Raw genomic sequence first — 15,946 nt, forward strand, 5'->3', positions numbered from 1 at the left:
CTAAAGCGAGAGAAGCGGTCATGCAAAGCCCCGCCGACATTCTGAAGGGTATCTGGACCTCCGCCGGCGGTGATGCGGCCGCGCTCGATCGCGTGCGGCTGACCGGCACCGAGCCACAAATCCCATCCTCGTTTCGTGTCGCCGTCGCCGGCCAGACGACGATAGCTGCCGCGGGGCTCGCCGCCGCCGAAATCCGGCGACTGCGCGGCGGCGAGACGCAGGACGTCTCCGTCGACATGCGCCACGCCGTCGCCGAATGTCGTTCCGAGCGCTATCTGCGCGTCGACGACAAGCCGCCGCCGCCGGCCTGGGACGCGATCGCCGGCGTTTACAGGACCGGCGATGGCCGTTTCGTCCGCTGCCACACCAATTTCCCGCATCACCGCGATGCCGTCTGCGAGGTGCTCGGCTGCGAGGCGGAGCGCGAGAAGGTGCAGGCGGCATTGATGCAATGGAGGGGGGAGGATTTCGAAACCGCGGCTTACGCAGCAGGCGGCGTTGTCGCGCTGATGCGGTCCTACGACGAATGGTCCGCATTGCCGCAGGCGCGTGCGCTCGGGCAATTGCCGCTGGTCTCGATCGAGAGGATCGGCGAGGCCCCGCCGAAGCCGTGGCCCAAAGGCGATCGCCCGCTCTCGGGTCTTCGTGTGCTCGATCTCTCCCGCGTCATCGCGGGCCCCGTCGCCGGCCGCACGCTCGCCGCGCACGGCGCGGACGTGTTGCTGGTGTCAGGGCCGGAGCTGCCCGCGATTCCCTGGCTCAGCATCGATACCGGCCGCGGCAAGCTTACCACCTTCATCGAACTGAAGAGCGAAGCCGGGCGGAAGCAGCTGCGCGAGCTGTTGAAGGACGCCGACATCTTCTCGCAAGGCTATCGTCCGCGTGCGCTTGCCGCCCTCGGCTTCGCGCCGGAGGACGCAGCGCAAATCAATCCCGGCATCGTCTATGTCACGTTGTCGGCGTATGGCCACGCCGGCCCCTGGGCCGAGCGTCGCGGCTTCGACTCGCTGGTGCAGACCACGACCGGCTTCAATCACGCCGAGGGGCAGGCTTCCGGCATCGACACTCCCAAGGAATTGCCGGCGCAAATCCTCGACCACGCCACCGGCTATCTGATGGCGTTCGGCGCGATGATGGCCAGGGCACGCCAGGCCCGCGAAGGCGGCAGCTGGCACGTGCGCGTCTCGCTGGCGCAGACCGGGCGATGGTTGTGGAATCTCGGCCGGCTGGACGGTGGGCTGAACACCCCGGATCTTACGGGCGAGGCCGTACATGCTGCGTTCATCGAAAGCATGCCATCTGGGTTCGGGACGTTGAAGGCGGTGCGTCATTCAGCAGTGCTGTCGAAGACGCCGGCACAATGGAGCCGTCCTGCGATGCCACTCGGCAGTCATCCTGCGCAATGGCCTGCGCGAAGCTGACATGAAGCTGACATGTCGCAAAACTTTAACGCAAACCGCAAGAGACCCAGCGTTTTTAAGGTTGTTTGAAATCCCAATTCGGCACTATTAGCGCGACCGATGAGGCAGCATTTGCCGAGATCGTCGCAGACACGACCGGGACCCATGGTAGTTGAGAATACCAAGCGATTGCACGTGATTACAAAACAACGGGTGATCACATCCGTAGTTTTACTAGCTCTTGCAGGCGCCGGTGCCTACGGCTTCCATTCTTCGGGGCCAAAGCAAAAAAAACACTCCGAGATTTCCAGCCAGTCGCGCAGAAATGCGCAGACCTTCACGCCCACGCCGTCCGAATGGGCGACGCTGACGATCGAGCCGGTCAAGGCCAAGAGCTTCCGAGCCGAGTATGTCACCGAGGGCAAGGTCGCGGTCGACGAGGACCGCTCGACGCCGGTATTCTCGCCCTATGCCGGCCGGGTCACCAAGCTGCTGGCCAAGCCGGGCGAGATGCTGAAGCAAGGTCAACCGCTGTTTACGATCGAGGCCGCCGACACCGTGCAGGCCCAGAACGATTTCATCGCGGCGATGACCTCGCAGAACAAGGCGAAGTCTGCGCTCGAGCTTTCCGACATCCAGTTCAAGCGCGCCAAGGATCTCTATGAGGGCCATGCCATTCCGCTGAAGGACTATCAGCAGGCGGAAGCAACTCAGGTCCAGGCGCAGAACGACATGCGCTCCTCGGTGACGGCGCTGGAAGCCGCGCGCAACAAGCTTCGCATCCTCGGCTTCACGGACGAGACCATCAAGGCGTTCCAGGACAAGGGCACGATCAATCGGGAGGTCACGATCTATTCGCCGATCTCCGGCACGGTCGTGCAGCGCAAGATCGGGCCCGGGCAGTACGTCAATTCCGGCGCCAGCGATCCGGTCTTCGTGATCGGCGATCTCTCCACGGTCTGGCTCACCGCCTTCGTGCGCGAGAGCGACGCAGCCGCGGTGTGCATCGGCCAGGACATCGCCGTCAACGTGATGGCGCTCCCAGGCCATCCGTTCACCGCCAGGATCAACTACGTCGCCGCTGCGATCGACCCCGGCACCCGCCGCCTTCTGGTTCGCGCGACCATCGACAACAAGGACGGCCTGCTGAAGCCGGAGATGTTCGCCAACGTCACGATCTATTCGGCCGGCGACCGGGCCGCGCCGGCAGTGCCGAAGCAGGCGTTGATCTATGAAGCCGACAACGTCCGTATCTGGGTCGCGCGCGAGGACAAGTCGGTCGAGCTGCGTCAGATCAAGATCGGTCTCATCAACGGCAACCTCGTCGAGGTCACCAGCAATCTCAAGCCCGGCGAGCAGATTATCACCAAGGGCAGCCTGTTCATCGACCGTGCGGCCTCCGGCAGCTGATCGACGACCCCAAGAAGTTGAAGACCTGAATGGATCGTCTCGTTGCCCTTGCCGTCGACCGGCGCTTCCTGATGGTCGGAATGTTTGCGGCCGTTCTGATCGGCGGCCTGATCGCGTTCAACCAGCTCAACATCGAGGCTTATCCCGATCCGACGCCGCCGATGGTCGACATCGTGACGCAGAGCCCGGGGCTGTCGGCGGAGGAGATCGAGCGCTACATCACGATCCCGATCGAGACGCAGGTCGCGGGCCTGAAGAACATCACGACCATCCGCACCATCTCGCTCTACGGTCTGTCCGACGTCAAAATCCAGTTCTCCTTCGCCTACACCTATGACGAGGCGTTGCAGCAGGTCTTGAACCGCCTGGCTCAGCTCGCTCCGCTGCCCGGCAACGTGCAGCCGCAGATCTCGCCGCTTAGTCCGATCGGAGAAATCTTCCGCTATCGCCTGGTCGGCCCACCCAATTACAGCGTGCTCGACCTCAAGACCATCCAGGACTGGATTCTCCAGCGCCGTTTCCGCGCTGTGCCCGGCGTCATCGACGTCACCGGCTGGGGCGGCAAGAGCAAGACCTACGAGATTCAGGTCGATTTCAACAAGCTGGTCGCCAACGGGCTGACGCTGCCGCAACTGCTCCAGGCGGTCGGCAACTCCAATGTCAATGTCGGCGGCAACACCGTCGATATCGGCCAGCAATCGGCCGTGGTGCGCGGCGTCGGGCTGATCCGCTCGATCGACGACCTCGCCAATACCATGGTGGCGCAGACCGGCGGCAACCCGGTGCTGGTCAAGGACGTCGCATCCGTCACCGTCGGTCAGAAGCCGCGTCTCGGTATCGCCGGCCTCGACGACGACGACGATATCGTGCAAGGCATCGTCCTGATGCGCCGCGGCGAGCAGAGCACGCCGACCATCAAACGGGTCGAGCAGCTCGTTCAGCAAATCAACAACTCCACCATTCTGCCGCCGGGAGTGCGCATCGAGCGCATCTACGACCGCAAGGACCTGATCGATCTCACCACCCACACCGTGCTGCACAATATGGTGGTCGGCATCCTGCTGATCGTGCTGTTGCAGTGGATATTCCTCGGCGATCTTCGCAGCGCGCTGATCGTCGGCGCGACCATTCCGTTCGCGTTGTTCTTCGCCGTCATCATCCTGGTGCTGCGCGGGGAATCGGCAAACCTGTTGTCGGTCGGCGCGATCGATTTCGGCCTGATCGTCGACGCCACCGTCATCATGGTGGAGGCGATCTTCCGCCGCCTGACGCAGACGACGCCGATCTCGGAATCCGAGCACATATCGCCCGAGACGCTGTTCGGCATGAAGAGCCATGCCATCCTCAGCGCGGCTGCCGACGTCTCGCGTTCGATCTTCTTCGCCGCGGCGATCATCATCGCGGCCTTCCTGCCGCTGTTCACCCTGTCCGGGGTCGAGGGCAACATCTTCGGGCCGATGGCCCGCACCTATGCCTATGCGCTTGCCGGCGGCTTGCTCGCCACCTTCACGGTGACGCCCGCACTGTCCGCGATCATCCTGCCCGCGCATGTCGAGGAAACCGAGACGAAGGTGATGCTGATCCTGCACCGGTTGTATTCGCCGTTGCTGCATTGGGCGGTCGCCAATCGCAACATCGTCCTCGGCGGTGCGGTCGGCCTGGTGCTGATGACGGTGGCGCTCAGCCGGCTGCTCGGCCTCGAATTCCTGCCGAAGCTGGAGGAGGGCAATCTCTGGATCCGTGCCACGCTGCCGCCGACCATTTCGCTCCAGGAAGGCAACAGCTACGTCAACGAGATGCGCAAGGTGATCCGCGCCCGGCCCGAGGTCGAGTCCGTCGTGTCGCAGCACGGCCGTCCCGATGACGGCACCGACGCTGCCGGCTTCTTCAATGCCGAGTTCTTCGCGCCGCTCAAGCCCGTGAGCCAGTGGCCCGGCACGAGCGACAAGGAAGAGCTGACCGCGCAACTGCTCAAGCAGCTCGACGACCGCTTTCCCGGCGTCGAGTTCAACTTCTCGCAATATCTCCAGGACAACGTTTCCGAAGCCGTTTCCGGCGTGAAGGGCGAGAACTCGATCAAGCTGTTCGGCAGCGACCTCCAGGCGCTGACCGACACCGCCAACAAGATCAAGTCGGTACTGGCGACCGTACAAGGCGTCACCGACCTTGCCGTGTTCACCTCGCTCGGGCAGCCGACCATCCAGATCGACATCGATCGCGCCAAGGCCGCGCGCTACGGCCTCGCGCCCGGCGACATCAACGCCACCATCAAGGTCGCGATTGGCGGCGACACGGCGGGGGATCTCTACGAGCCGGGCAGCGATCGTCACTTCCCGATCATCGTCCGTCTTGCGCCGGAATATCGCAGGAGCGCGGAGGCGATCCAGAATTTGCGGATCGGCGCGCCCGGTCCGAACGGCACCGTCACGCAAATCCCTCTGAGCGAGGTCGCCAACATCAGCCTCGTCTCCGGCGCCGCCTACATCTATCGCGAGCAGCAGGAGCGCTATCTACCGATCAAGTTCTCGGTGCGCGAGCGCGATCTCGGCAGCGCCATCCGCGAGGCGCAGGACAAGATCGCCGAGCAGGTGCAGCTGCCTCCGGGCTCGCACATGGAATGGGTCGGCGAGTTCGGCAATCTCCAGGACGCGATCCGGCGGCTGTCGATCGTGGTGCCGATCTCTCTGGCGCTGATCGGCGTGCTGCTCTGGTTCAATTTCGGCTCGATGACCGACACGCTGCTCGCGATGAGCGTGATTCCGATGGCGATCTTCGGCGGCGTGCTCGGCCTGCTGATAACAGGCACGGCGTTCAGCGTTTCCGCGGCGATCGGCTTCATCGCGCTGTTCGGCATCGCCGTGATGGACGGCATCATCATCCTGTCGCAGTTCAACCAGCTTATCGAAGAGGGCATGGACCGCATGAGCGCGGTGGTGCGCACCGGCGAGCTTCAGCTCCGCCCCGTGCTGATGACCTGCGTCGTCGCAGGCGTCGGCCTGTTGCCGGCGGCACTATCGGAAGGCATCGGCTCGCAGGTGCAGAAGCCGCTCGCGGTCGTCGTCGTCACCGGCATGATGCTGGCGCCGGTCGTGATCCTGGTGACCTTGCCGGTCTTGATCTCGTTCTTCTCCCGAAGCGGGCGCTGACCGTCAGAACCCGTAGAGCCGCGCCGGATTGTCGACCAGGATCTTCTTGCGCACATCCGCCTCCGGCGCCCACACCGGAAGCTGGTTGAGCAGGCGGCCATCGTCGATTTGATAGAGAGGTGCGATGTCGGTGGGCTTGCGTCCCTCGACGCGGCTGGAATCCGGATGCGGCCAGTCGGAGCCCCAGACGATGCGGTCCGCATTGGCCGCGATCAGCGCGCGGGCATAGGGCACCATATCCTGATAGTCGGGTGCGAGCTTCGACGAGCGATAGGCGCCGGAGATCTTCACATAGGCCTTGCCGGACTTGACGAGGGCCATCAGGTCGGAAAATCCCGGTTGCTCCAGCCCAAGTGGGGCCTCGAGCCCGCCGAAATGGTCGAACACGGCGGGCACGGGCGATGCCACCACGAGATCCTTGATCGCAGAGATCATCACCGGCGTGGTGTAGAGCTGCACATGCCAGCCGCGCGCCTTCACGCGCTCGACGGCTGTGGTGAAGCGGGCGCGGCCGATATTGGTGTCGTTGATGCCCCCAGTCGCCAGATTGATGCGGATGCCGCGGAAGCCTTCCGCCTGCATCGCATCGAGCTGCGCCTCGGTGGTCCTGTCGTCGATCACGGCGACCCCGCGCGCGGTCGCACCACGCGCCTTCATGCCGAACAAGGTGGAGGAATTGTCGGTGCCGTAGACGCTCGGCGTCACGATCACCACGCGCTCGATATGCAGCGCCTTGTGCAGCGCCGCCATTTCTTCGGGGCTCGCCGGCTCCGGCGTATAGACGCGCCCCGCGAAGAACGGAAACCTCTGGGGATCGCCGTGAATGTGGGTGTGGCAGTCGCAGGCATGCGCCGGGACGTCGAAATTGATCGGCGTTGCGGGCTGCGCCGCACGGGCGCGGGCTTTGCTGGTCATGCTACTCCGGCGGCAAGGGAGGCGAGCAGGATGCTGCGTCGGCTGTGCATGGCTTCTCTCCCTGTTTCGTTCTTTGGAAATGCGGCTGGGACGGTATCAGATCAGCCGGGTCAGGTGCTGCGCTTGGCTGCATAGCTGCTCAACAAGGTTCGCAAGCGGACGCGAGTCGTCAACGTGCACGACCGGGCACCGTCAAAGACGGCGAGGGAGGCAGAGCGCTGGAGATGCCGCGCGCCGGCTGCTACTGTCCCGACGGCGTGCGCAGGCCGTGCCAGGCGTCGCGGACCTGGTGGTAATGAACCTCGGGCAGGTAGTCCGGCGTGTTCAGGTTCAGCGTCTTGACGTCGAGATGGCCGATGGCGCTGAGCAGCGTGTAGGAGGCGATCACGCGGTCGCGTTGCGCGCCGATGAGGCGGGCCTTGGCCTGGATCAGATCGGCTTGCGAGTTCAAGACGTCCACGGTCGTGCGCTGTCCGCCGGCCGCCTCGCGCTGCACGCCCTGCAGCGCGACGGTCGCCGCCTTCACCTCGGACTCCGAGGCCGAGACCGTGACCTTGGCACCTTCATTGGCAACCCATGCGCTGACCGCCGCCGTGCGCGCCTGGTTGCGAACCTGGTCGAGCACGAGCCGGCTCTGTGCCGTGATCTCCTTGGCCTGCCGGGTCTGCGCCGCGGCCTGACCGCCGTCGTAGATCGGCGCGGTGACGTTGGCGACGATCGAGGCCTGGTCTTCGGCGAAGGTGCCTAGCGTCGGGTCGTTGTTGCGGCTCTTGCTTGCGCTGCCCTGGATGGTGGCGCTCGGCAGCAGCGTGCCCTCGGCGATGCGGATATTGGTGGAGGCGACATCGACGTCGAAACTTGCGGCCATCACCGCCGGATGCTGGCGGATCGCCATCGACATGGCGTCCTCGCGGCTCTTCGGCAGATAGCGGTCGACGGCCTCGGCCGGCCGAAGCTGCGACGGCGCATTGCCGACCACCTGCGCATAAATCGCCTGGCTGACGGCGAGCGCGATCTCGGCCGCGTTGAGATCGGCAAGGCCGCGGTTGAGGCGGGCCTCGGCCTGCGCGGTGTCGGTCGGCGTGACGTCGCCGGCGTTGAGGCGGCGCTGGGTGACCGACAATGTTTCGCGCAGGAAGGCGACGTTGGAGCGCTGTGCTTCCACCAACGACTGGTTGGCGAGCACGTTGGTGTAGGCGGTGACCGCATCGAGCAGGACGCCCTGGCCGACATTGCGCAGCGCTTCGCGACCCGACTGCACCTGAAGTTCCGCGGCCCGCACGCTGTTGGCGGTGCGGAAACCGTTGAACAGGGTCTGCGTCACGGTGACGCCGATGATCCAGGGTTTCAGGTTGGCGGTCTGGATGGTGTTGTCGGGCAACAGATTGCGCACCGATTGAAGGCCGGCGCTGAGGCTGGCCAGGATCTGCGGCCGATAGCCGGCAAGCGCCTGCGGCACGTTCTCGTCGGTCGCGCGCTGGCGCGCGCGCTCGGCATTGAGCTGCGGGTTGGTCTGGTAGGCCTTGGACAGCGCTTCCGGCAGGGCTTCGGCCCAGGCGGCGGAGGGCAGGGCGCACGAGAGCGCCAGCGTGGCCCATGTTGCAAATGCGGGACCCACGCCCGATCGATGCCGCGTCACCCCGCGACCAGCTCTGGCGATACGCCCAATCATATGTTCCCGCAAAATTCCCGGCTGTCCGCCCCCGCCGACGGCGGTCGTCTTAACTGTTAAACCAGCCCAGGTCCCGCAGGCAAACTGCCGCGGGAAAAACCCCCATGAAATCCGTGCTTGTTGCAGCTCCGTCACAGGGGGCCGCGGGAACGCGGCAGGGCCTTACACCTGCCTGACCGGTTTGCCTTACCGGTTTTTGTTCACCGGCTTGCGCTTCTCGATGAACGCAGCCATGCCCTCAGAGCGATCCTCGAGCGCAAAGGTCGAGTGGAACAGGTTGCGCTCGACGCTCATGCCCTCGGCCAGCGTGGTCTCGAAGGCGCGGTTCACCGCTTCCTTGGCCATCGCGGCCGCAGGGCGCGACATCGCGGCGATCTTCTCGGCTGCCGCCATCACTTCGTCCATCAGCTTGTCAGCAGGTACGATGCGGCTGACGAGGCCCGACCGTTCGGCTTCCTCCGCATCCATCATCCGGCCGGTGAGGCAGAGATCCATTGCCTTGGACTTGCCGATCGCGCGCGTCAGGCGCTGGGTGCCGCCGATGCCGGGAATGGTGCCCAGCGTGATCTCGGGCTGGCCGAACTTTGCGGTGTCGGCGGCGATGATGAAATCGCACATCATGGCGAGCTCGCAGCCGCCGCCGAGCGCGTAGCCGGCGACCGCGGCGATGGTCGGCTTGCGACAGCGCGCGATGCGGTCGCCGCCGATCGCGGCGAAATCCTCGGAGAACATGTCAATGAAGCCCTTGGGCTGCATCTCCTTGATGTCGGCGCCGGCGGCAAAGGCCTTCTCGTTACCGGTCACGACGATGCAGCCGACGGCGTCATCGGCCTCGAGATCGTCGACCGCCGCGGCAATCTCGCGGAAGACGCCGAAAGAGAGCGCGTTGAGCATCTTCGGCCGGTTCAGCTTGACGATGCCGACCGCGCCTTTGCTCTCGACGATGATGTGTTCGAACGTGCTCATGCTCCACCCACGCTTTTGATTGAGCAGGCAATGTGCCCGCTGGCGCGGTGGGCTTCAAGAGGCTACCGGCCGCCGGAACGCGACGAGAGGCGCGTTCCGGACGGGGTCCATCAGCCGGTTACCCAGGCCGGAAATCGGCCGGCAATCACGCCATGAACATCCGGGCGGCGGACGCCAGCGTCAGCAGCGTGCCGACGCCGATGAAGATCTTGCCGATCAGCGAGCTCTGGTCCCAGGCCGAGCTCTGCTGGCTGCTTGCCATCACCGGCGCGGGCCGCGGCTGCGCCTCGGTTGCGGCAATCACCGCCTTCTGCGCCGGCGGGCTCTCCTGTTGCACGGCGCGATCGATATCGTTGAGCTGATCGGGCGCGACGACCTGGCTTTCGGGGGGCGCGACGTTGGTATTGTCGGCTGCAGCGTGAACATTATCGTTGGCGCGGTTCGTCATCGCGGAGGCGGCAGCCGCAGTTGGCGTATCGGTGGCGAGCTGCGCGTTGGCATTGGCGACCTCCGGCGGCATCTGGCTCGACGTCGGCACCTCACTGCCTGTCTTGTTGTCGTTCCTGTTCTCGTTCCTGGCCTCGTCCGTCCTTGTCGCGGCGCCCTTCCCGGCGGACTTGTCGTCGGATTTCTGCGCCGTCTTGCTGCTGCCGGTGCGGCGCGAGTCATGGCGCCGGTGCTTGGCCGTGTCGGCCTGCTTCTCCGCGCTGTCCGATTTATTGCCTGCGGCCGAACTCGGCTCCGCCTGTGCAAAGCCCCCGAACAGCAGGAAAAGCCCGGCCGAGACAATCAGGGCCGCGCGTGCGCTGGCTTTCATCATGTTGACGATCTCCCCAATTCCGCCCGTCCCGGCAACCAACAGAGACCCTGGGGCGTGACGACAGCGGGGCAGAAAATGGGAATCTTCGGGTTAGACCCGGCAAAAACGGGGCAAACCGCCCCTCGCGGCCGGGCGCACGATGCGGAACGCGCCGATCGGTGTTATGAGCCGCCCCAGAGATGTTAATGGCCGCATCGGTCGCGAGGCCCCGGCTAGATCACGAATTCGTGATCTATTCGACGCCGCGTAACAAATTGAAAGAGCGGCCGAATTGCTTGGTGAGGGCGCGCGTGCGCGGACGTGAGGACGAATGGACCGGCCTGATGCGGTCGGCCATGGCTGGCGATGACGCAGCGTATCATCGCTTGTTGAAGGCAATCACGCCGGTGCTGCGCGCTGCCGCGAGGCGCGGGTTGGCGCGGGCAGGTCAGCCTCCCGACCAGGCCGAGGATATCGTGCAGGAGATTCTGTTGGCGGTGCATCTGAAGCGGCACACCTGGGACAGCGAAGCCCCCTTCGCGCCCTGGCTGTTTGCGATCGGCCGCAACAAGCTGATCGACACGCTCCGCCGGCGCGGCAAGCGCGTGTTCGTCAACATCGACGACTTCGCCGAGGCGCTGCCGGGCGAGGTGCCGCAGGAGACCGCGTCAGCCGGCGAGGTCGCCGCCCAACTGGGCACGCTGCCGCAGCGTCAGCGCGACGTGCTGCAATCGATCGCGGTCGAGGCGGCCTCGATCAAGGATACGGCGGCAAAGTTATCGATGAGCGAGGGTGCGGTGCGGGTCGCGCTGCATCGCGGACTTGCCGCGCTGACGGCCAAACTGCGGGACCATTAGTCATGGACACCGATCAACTCATTCGCTCGCTCGCAGCCGACAACGCGAACCGCGCTCCACGCGTCGGCGCCGTGCTGACCATGGCGCTGCTGGTGGCCGCGCCGTTTTCGATCCTGTTTTTTGCGACATTCCTCGGCGTGCGCGCCGACGTGATGAGCGCGATGCACAACCCGTTCTTCGACATGAAGTTCGCGGTGACGCTGTCGCTCGCAATTCCCGCGATCATCATCAGCCTGCATTTGTCGCGTCCCGAAGCCCTGCTGCGCGGCTGGGCCTGGCTGCTGCTGCTGCCGGTCGGGCTGCTGGCGGTTGCGATCGGCAGCGAGGCGATGATGGCCCCGGCCATGCCGATGACGATGCGCTTGATGGGCAGGAACTCCAGGGTGTGCCTGGTCGCGATCCCTGCGATGTCGCTGCCGCTGCTTGCGGGGGCGCTGTTCGGCCTGCGCCACGGCGCGCCGTCAAGCCCCGCGCTCGCCGGCGCGCTCGCCGGGCTGGTGTCGGCCGGCCTCGCCGCGACCCTCTATGCCTCGCACTGCACCGACGACTCGCCCCTGTTCGTCGCGACCTGGTACACGCTCGCGACCGCGCTGGTGACTGCGATCGGCGCGCTGGTGGGATCGAAGGTCCTGCGCTATTAGAGAATGATCCGGAAAAGTGTGCAGCGGTTTTCCGAAAAGATCATGCTCAAACGACAACCTGAAGCGCGATGACGATTCATCCTGGTCTCATCGCATTTTAGCGTGCCGGCTTCACGCCACCGGCGTCGCGCCCAGCTGCATGCGGTGGAAGCGTAGCACCTGCTGCGCAGTGGATGGACGCAGCGCCTCATAGGTGTCGCGCAGCGTCAGAATGTCGGTCTGCGACCCGCCAGATAGCTTCTCGCGCATGGCGATGATGGCCCGCACGCTCGACCATTGCATGCCGGCGACCTTGGCGAGGATCATCACGCCCTCGGTGCGGCTCTCGATCATCATGGTTTCGGCGGTCTCGACCGCGACGCCCGCGAGTGCAGCCAGCCCCGCATTGGTTTCGTCGAACTTGCCCTGCTCGGCGAAGGTGGTGACCTGGAGCTCGTTGAGGCGGCCGTCGTCGTGCAGCGATTTCACCAGCGCGCGGGCCATCTCGGTCTGCTTCGTCATGGCGGCAGCGCGAGCCCGTTGGGCCGCTTGCTGGACTACGCTCGACACTTCGTCAGCAAGCTCGGGATGCGCGGCCGCAAGCTTCCTGCGCACGCTCAAGGATGCCTTGGCGACCAGCCTCAAATAGTGATGGCGCGGCAGGTCGGACCGCAGGCCGATGCAGCTGGCGAGGTCGTCGTCGCGTTCGGCGCGGATGACGAGCTCGGTGAGACTTCCCTCGGAAAGCCGCGCGCCCGGATTGCTGACGGTCGATTGCACCACGTCCTCATTGCCCCGCATCACCAGCACGTCGGTCAGCGCTTCCGACAGTATCCGCCGCAGCGAGATCGCCTTGAGATGCGCCTGGCCCCTGGTGTGCGCGATCTCGATCAGCGTCGCCTCGTCCAGCCGTTCCGATTTCGACAGCACCGGGCCGGAGACCTCGATGACCTCGTCGAGTGCGAGCGTGCGGATGATTTTCGGCGGCGCAGCCGCGATCGGTGCGAGGCGTTCGGCGAGCAGCGCCCTGGCCGACGTCTCGATCTGCCCGATCAGGCACTGGAACACGTCGTCGAACACGCGGATGTGGTCGTCGGAATAGTCCACTGCGTTGCCCGCGAAGAGATCGGTGACACGGCGCAGCGTCTCGACCCGGCGCGCAACGGTGCCGTGCGAGAGGGCGGCCTGCAATTCCTCGAGCAGGTTTTCGGATGGTCTTGCGGATTTGGATCTCATTGCCCTGTCCTGGAGCGTTCGGCCCGGCTACGGCTTCTGTCGCAGCGGGAGAAAATGGATTGGTCAGCTCGTTACAATAGAATTGCGCCCTTGCGCCTTGGCGGAATAAAGCGCGCGATCGGCACGCGCGAGAAAGGTGTCTGCAGTATCAATGTCGCGCAGCGTCGCGACGCCCGCGGAAATGGTCACCCGCATGCCCGGAGAGAATGCACTCCAGTCGAGATCGGCAACGATGCCGCGCAAGCGCTCGAGCATACGGTGCGCGACGTCGCCCGACGTGTCCGGCAGCAGCAGCAGGAATTCCTCACCGCCGTAGCGGCCGAAACTGTCGGCCGGGCGGAGGTTGGCGAAAATAGTGATCGCGAAGGTCCGCAGCACCTCGTCGCCGATGGGATGGCCGTGGGCGTCGTTGATGCGCTTGAACCAGTCGATATCGATCAGCGCGATCGCGCAAGGCGTGGATGCCTGACGCGACTTCTCGATCTCGGCATCTAGAAGCCGCATGATGCAGCCGCGGTTATAGGCGCCGGTGAGTTCGTCGAGCTCGGCCAGTTCCTCGATACGCCGATACGCGGCCTTCAGTTCGATGCTGCGCCGGTACAGGATCTTGCGCAAGGTGGCGCCGAACAGGCCGAGGAAGGCGCACTGGCCGATCACCAGCACGAAGCAGAGCATCGAGGCGGCTCGCTGCAGCCGGGTCGTGACCGGCAGTCCGATCGGCAGATCCGAGCCCAGGAAAACCGTGGCGAGCCCGCAGGTGGCAAGGCCCCAGGTGAGCATCGCCTGGCTCGACGTCATACGGAGCGTGCCGAAGGCGAAGATCAGGAACAACACTGCGAGAAACGCGACCCCGACCGTGGGCACCGCGAGCAGGAACACCAGCTGCAGCGCCATGTGGGCCGAGATCTGATAGACGGTGAGGTAATGATCCTCGAACCGGTCGCCGAAACCGGCTTCGGACAGCACCGTGAACGTCCCGATGATCAGGAGGCCGCCGACCCAGAACAGCGACGGAACTCCCATGGAGATCGTGCCGTCATAAGCGTAGAGCAGCAGGACCGAGGCTCCCAGCGAGTAGCTCGCGACCTGGCCGACATACATCTGGCGGCGCTGCCGGGTCCGGCGTGCCCTGACTTCTGAAGCGGCCGTCTCGGGCGCGAGGACGAGTTCCGCGACCTCTGCGGCATTCCTCTCGGGAAAGGACGTCGCGGCCGTGCTCATGGTCCCGCCAATGGTAGATGTCAGCGCAAAAATCTACGTGGCAAGCCTTTAGGTTTGGTATCCTTTGGAGCCGAATCCGAACCGTGCAGCACGGAACAAGATGATCAGCGATCGTGCGATTCTTGCCGGCGATCATGCATCGTGTGCGATGCGATCGAGCCAAAACAGGGCTTGGTGCGACAAACCTGGACAGGGCTGCTATGGAACCGGACCAGGCCGGCTCCTGTGCCTTTCGCAGGGAAAGTGTCTTAGTATTATGTTACCGATTTGGATTGACGCCGCTGACCGCCGCGGATGGGACCATAAAAATGGGCTTGTGTGGGGTAGCTCACACTGGCCCCCGCATGATTGCGGTAATCTGAACAATTTTGCACCCCCCGTCGAACCGCCCGCCGCATCGACCCGACCAACTTTGCGAGACGGCCATTGAGCGCGACACAGGCGGCTTCCGACGAGGTTCTGATCGCCAGGATCGCCCAAGGTGACCGGCTCGCCATGCAGGTGCTGTACGGGCGGCACCATGTCAGGGTCTACAGGTTCGGACTGCGGCTCGTGCGCGACGAGCAGGCGGCGGAAGACCTCATCAGCGAGGTGTTTCTCGACGTCTGGCGTCAAGCCGGCAAGTTCGAAGGCCGATCAGCCGTTTCCACCTGGCTGCTGGCAATCACCCGATTCAAGGCCCTGTCTGCGCTTCGGCGCAGGAAGGATTTTGAGTTGGACGAAGAAGCCGCCAACGCGATCGAGGATACGTCCGACGATCCGGAGACGGTGGCGCAGAAGAAGGATACCAGTGAGGCCTTGCGGGAGTGTCTGACGGGCCTCTCGCCGGAACACCGGGAAATCGTCGATCTCGTCTACTACCACGAGAAGTCCGTGGAAGAGGTGGCCGAAATCGTCGGAATTCCGGAGAACACTGTGAAGACGCGCTTGTTCTATGCGCGCAAGAAACTGGCCGAACTGCTGAAGGCAGCCGGCGTTGAGCGAGGCTGGCCATGATGGCATTGAGCAAGAAGATGCTGGAGCAAGAGCCCAGTGACATTGAACTGCTGCTGCCCTGGCACGCCGCCGGCACGCTGAGCGCGCGCGATGCGCGCCGCGTCGAGGAAGCCCTGGCGCGCGATCCCGAGCTTGCCAGGCAATATGCCGCGGTCCGCGGCGAGTACGCAGAGACCATCCATCTGAACGAGAGCCTGGGTGCTCCGTCGGCGCGCGCGATGCAGAAGCTGTTCGCCGCGATCGACGCTGAGCCGGCGCGGGCGAGCGGCTCGCTGCCGCTGTCGGCGCGCATCTCGACCTTCTTCGCGAGCCTGTCGCCGCGCACGCTGGCATGGTCGGCGAGCCTTGGCGCCATCGCGCTCGTGCTGCAAGCCGGAATCATCGGGGCCGTGCTGATGAAGAACCAGCCGTCGACCTTCCAGACGGCTTCGCTCTCGACCAGCGCGCCGATCACGCGCGAACTTGGCAGCACGGCCGCGCCGGCGCGCGCGCTGGTGCGATTCACGCCAGAGGCACGCGTCGCCGACATCACCGCGCTGCTCGACAGCTACCAGGCTTCGATCATCGGCGACGCCAAGGGCGGCATGTTCCGCCTCCAGTTCGACAAGGCGATGAGCCAGGACGAGCTCGCCTCGCTGCTCGGCAGAATGCAGCGCGAGAAGTTCGTCAACCTCGCCGTCGCGGTGCCCTAGGCGCGCCGCTGAGCCG

General features: G+C 64.9%; 12 protein-coding genes and 1 pseudogene. 7 read left to right on the plus strand and 6 right to left on the minus strand.

Annotated features, from left to right (window positions below; genetic code table 11):
- Positions 1–20 precede the first annotated feature (20 nt).
- The 3 genes from EHH60_RS17965 (at position 21) to EHH60_RS17975 (ending at position 5,956) form a co-directional block, all read left to right on the plus strand.
- On the plus strand, positions 21–1,421 hold the full coding sequence (locus tag EHH60_RS17965; RefSeq protein WP_124160787.1) for a CoA transferase: 1,401 nt from the start codon (positions 21–23) through the stop codon (positions 1,419–1,421).
- Positions 1,422–1,565: 144 nt separating this feature from the next.
- Positions 1,566–2,810, plus strand: coding sequence for an efflux RND transporter periplasmic adaptor subunit (locus EHH60_RS17970; RefSeq protein WP_124160788.1), 1,245 nt, complete (start codon positions 1,566–1,568; stop codon positions 2,808–2,810).
- Between the two features lie 29 nt (positions 2,811–2,839).
- Complete coding sequence (locus tag EHH60_RS17975; RefSeq protein WP_124160789.1) at positions 2,840–5,956, plus strand: efflux RND transporter permease subunit; 3,117 nt, start codon at positions 2,840–2,842, stop codon at positions 5,954–5,956.
- Positions 5,957–5,959: 3 nt separating this feature from the next.
- Here EHH60_RS17975 and EHH60_RS17980 read toward each other — a convergent pair.
- The 4 genes and pseudogenes from EHH60_RS17980 to EHH60_RS17995 form a co-directional block, all read right to left on the minus strand.
- Positions 5,960–6,921: pseudogene (locus tag EHH60_RS17980) on the minus strand (amidohydrolase family protein).
- Positions 6,922–7,112: 191 nt separating this feature from the next.
- Positions 7,113–8,543, minus strand: a complete 1,431-nt coding sequence (locus EHH60_RS17985) for a TolC family outer membrane protein (protein WP_124160791.1) — start codon at positions 8,541–8,543, stop codon at positions 7,113–7,115.
- 186 nt (positions 8,544–8,729) lie between these two features.
- On the minus strand, positions 8,730–9,509 hold the full coding sequence (locus tag EHH60_RS17990; protein WP_124160792.1) for an enoyl-CoA hydratase: 780 nt from the start codon (positions 9,507–9,509) through the stop codon (positions 8,730–8,732).
- A gap of 145 nt (positions 9,510–9,654) precedes the next feature.
- Positions 9,655–10,329 carry a hypothetical protein gene (locus tag EHH60_RS17995; protein WP_124160793.1) on the minus strand — a complete coding sequence of 225 codons (675 nt, stop codon included), beginning with the start codon at positions 10,327–10,329 and terminating at the stop codon, positions 9,655–9,657.
- A 290-nt stretch (positions 10,330–10,619) separates the two neighbouring features.
- Between EHH60_RS17995 and EHH60_RS18000 the strand changes: the two genes are divergently transcribed.
- A complete protein-coding gene (locus EHH60_RS18000) occupies positions 10,620–11,165 on the plus strand; it encodes a sigma-70 family RNA polymerase sigma factor (RefSeq protein WP_199751542.1) in 546 nt (181 codons plus the stop codon).
- 2 nt (positions 11,166–11,167) lie between these two features.
- Positions 11,168–11,806, plus strand: a complete 639-nt coding sequence (locus EHH60_RS18005) for an NrsF family protein (RefSeq protein WP_124160794.1) — start codon at positions 11,168–11,170, stop codon at positions 11,804–11,806.
- A 111-nt stretch (positions 11,807–11,917) separates the two neighbouring features.
- On the opposite strand, the gene EHH60_RS18010 is transcribed toward EHH60_RS18005, so the two are convergent.
- Positions 11,918–13,021, minus strand: coding sequence for a DUF2336 domain-containing protein (locus EHH60_RS18010; protein WP_124160795.1), 1,104 nt, complete (start codon positions 13,019–13,021; stop codon positions 11,918–11,920).
- Positions 13,022–13,084: 63 nt separating this feature from the next.
- The gene (locus EHH60_RS18015) at positions 13,085–14,242 is read right to left on the minus strand and encodes a GGDEF domain-containing protein (RefSeq protein WP_124160796.1); all 1,158 of its coding nucleotides are present in this window, start codon (positions 14,240–14,242) and stop codon (positions 13,085–13,087) included.
- Positions 14,243–14,668: 426 nt separating this feature from the next.
- On the opposite strand from EHH60_RS18015, the gene EHH60_RS18020 reads away from it, so the two are divergent.
- Positions 14,669–15,238, plus strand: coding sequence for a sigma-70 family RNA polymerase sigma factor (locus tag EHH60_RS18020; RefSeq protein WP_124160797.1), 570 nt, complete (start codon positions 14,669–14,671; stop codon positions 15,236–15,238).
- Complete coding sequence (locus EHH60_RS18025) at positions 15,235–15,930, plus strand: zf-HC2 domain-containing protein (RefSeq protein WP_124160798.1); 696 nt, start codon at positions 15,235–15,237, stop codon at positions 15,928–15,930. The genes EHH60_RS18020 and EHH60_RS18025 overlap by 4 nt, the downstream gene beginning before the upstream one ends.
- Positions 15,931–15,946 lie beyond the last annotated feature (16 nt).

The sequence above is a fragment of the Bradyrhizobium sp. RP6 genome, from assembly GCF_003837805.1.
Classification (GTDB): domain Bacteria; phylum Pseudomonadota; class Alphaproteobacteria; order Rhizobiales; family Xanthobacteraceae; genus Bradyrhizobium.

What these genes read in the sequence shown, in the direction of transcription:
- EHH60_RS17965 (WP_124160787.1), top strand. Translation starts at nt 21, where the DNA reads ATGCAAAGCCCCGCCGACATTCTGAAGGGTATCTGGACCTCCGCCGGC.
- EHH60_RS17970 (WP_124160788.1), top strand. Translation starts at nt 1,566, where the DNA reads ATGGTAGTTGAGAATACCAAGCGATTGCACGTGATTACAAAACAACGG.
- EHH60_RS17975 (WP_124160789.1), top strand. Translation starts at nt 2,840, where the DNA reads ATGGATCGTCTCGTTGCCCTTGCCGTCGACCGGCGCTTCCTGATGGTC.
- EHH60_RS17985 (WP_124160791.1), bottom strand. Translation starts at nt 8,543, where the DNA reads ATGATTGGGCGTATCGCCAGAGCTGGTCGCGGGGTGACGCGGCATCGA.
- EHH60_RS17990 (WP_124160792.1), bottom strand. Translation starts at nt 9,509, where the DNA reads ATGAGCACGTTCGAACACATCATCGTCGAGAGCAAAGGCGCGGTCGGC.
- EHH60_RS17995 (WP_124160793.1), bottom strand. Translation starts at nt 10,329, where the DNA reads ATGATGAAAGCCAGCGCACGCGCGGCCCTGATTGTCTCGGCCGGGCTT.
- EHH60_RS18005 (WP_124160794.1), top strand. Translation starts at nt 11,168, where the DNA reads ATGGACACCGATCAACTCATTCGCTCGCTCGCAGCCGACAACGCGAAC.
- EHH60_RS18010 (WP_124160795.1), bottom strand. Translation starts at nt 13,021, where the DNA reads ATGAGATCCAAATCCGCAAGACCATCCGAAAACCTGCTCGAGGAATTG.
- EHH60_RS18015 (WP_124160796.1), bottom strand. Translation starts at nt 14,242, where the DNA reads ATGAGCACGGCCGCGACGTCCTTTCCCGAGAGGAATGCCGCAGAGGTC.
- EHH60_RS18025 (WP_124160798.1), top strand. Translation starts at nt 15,235, where the DNA reads ATGATGGCATTGAGCAAGAAGATGCTGGAGCAAGAGCCCAGTGACATT.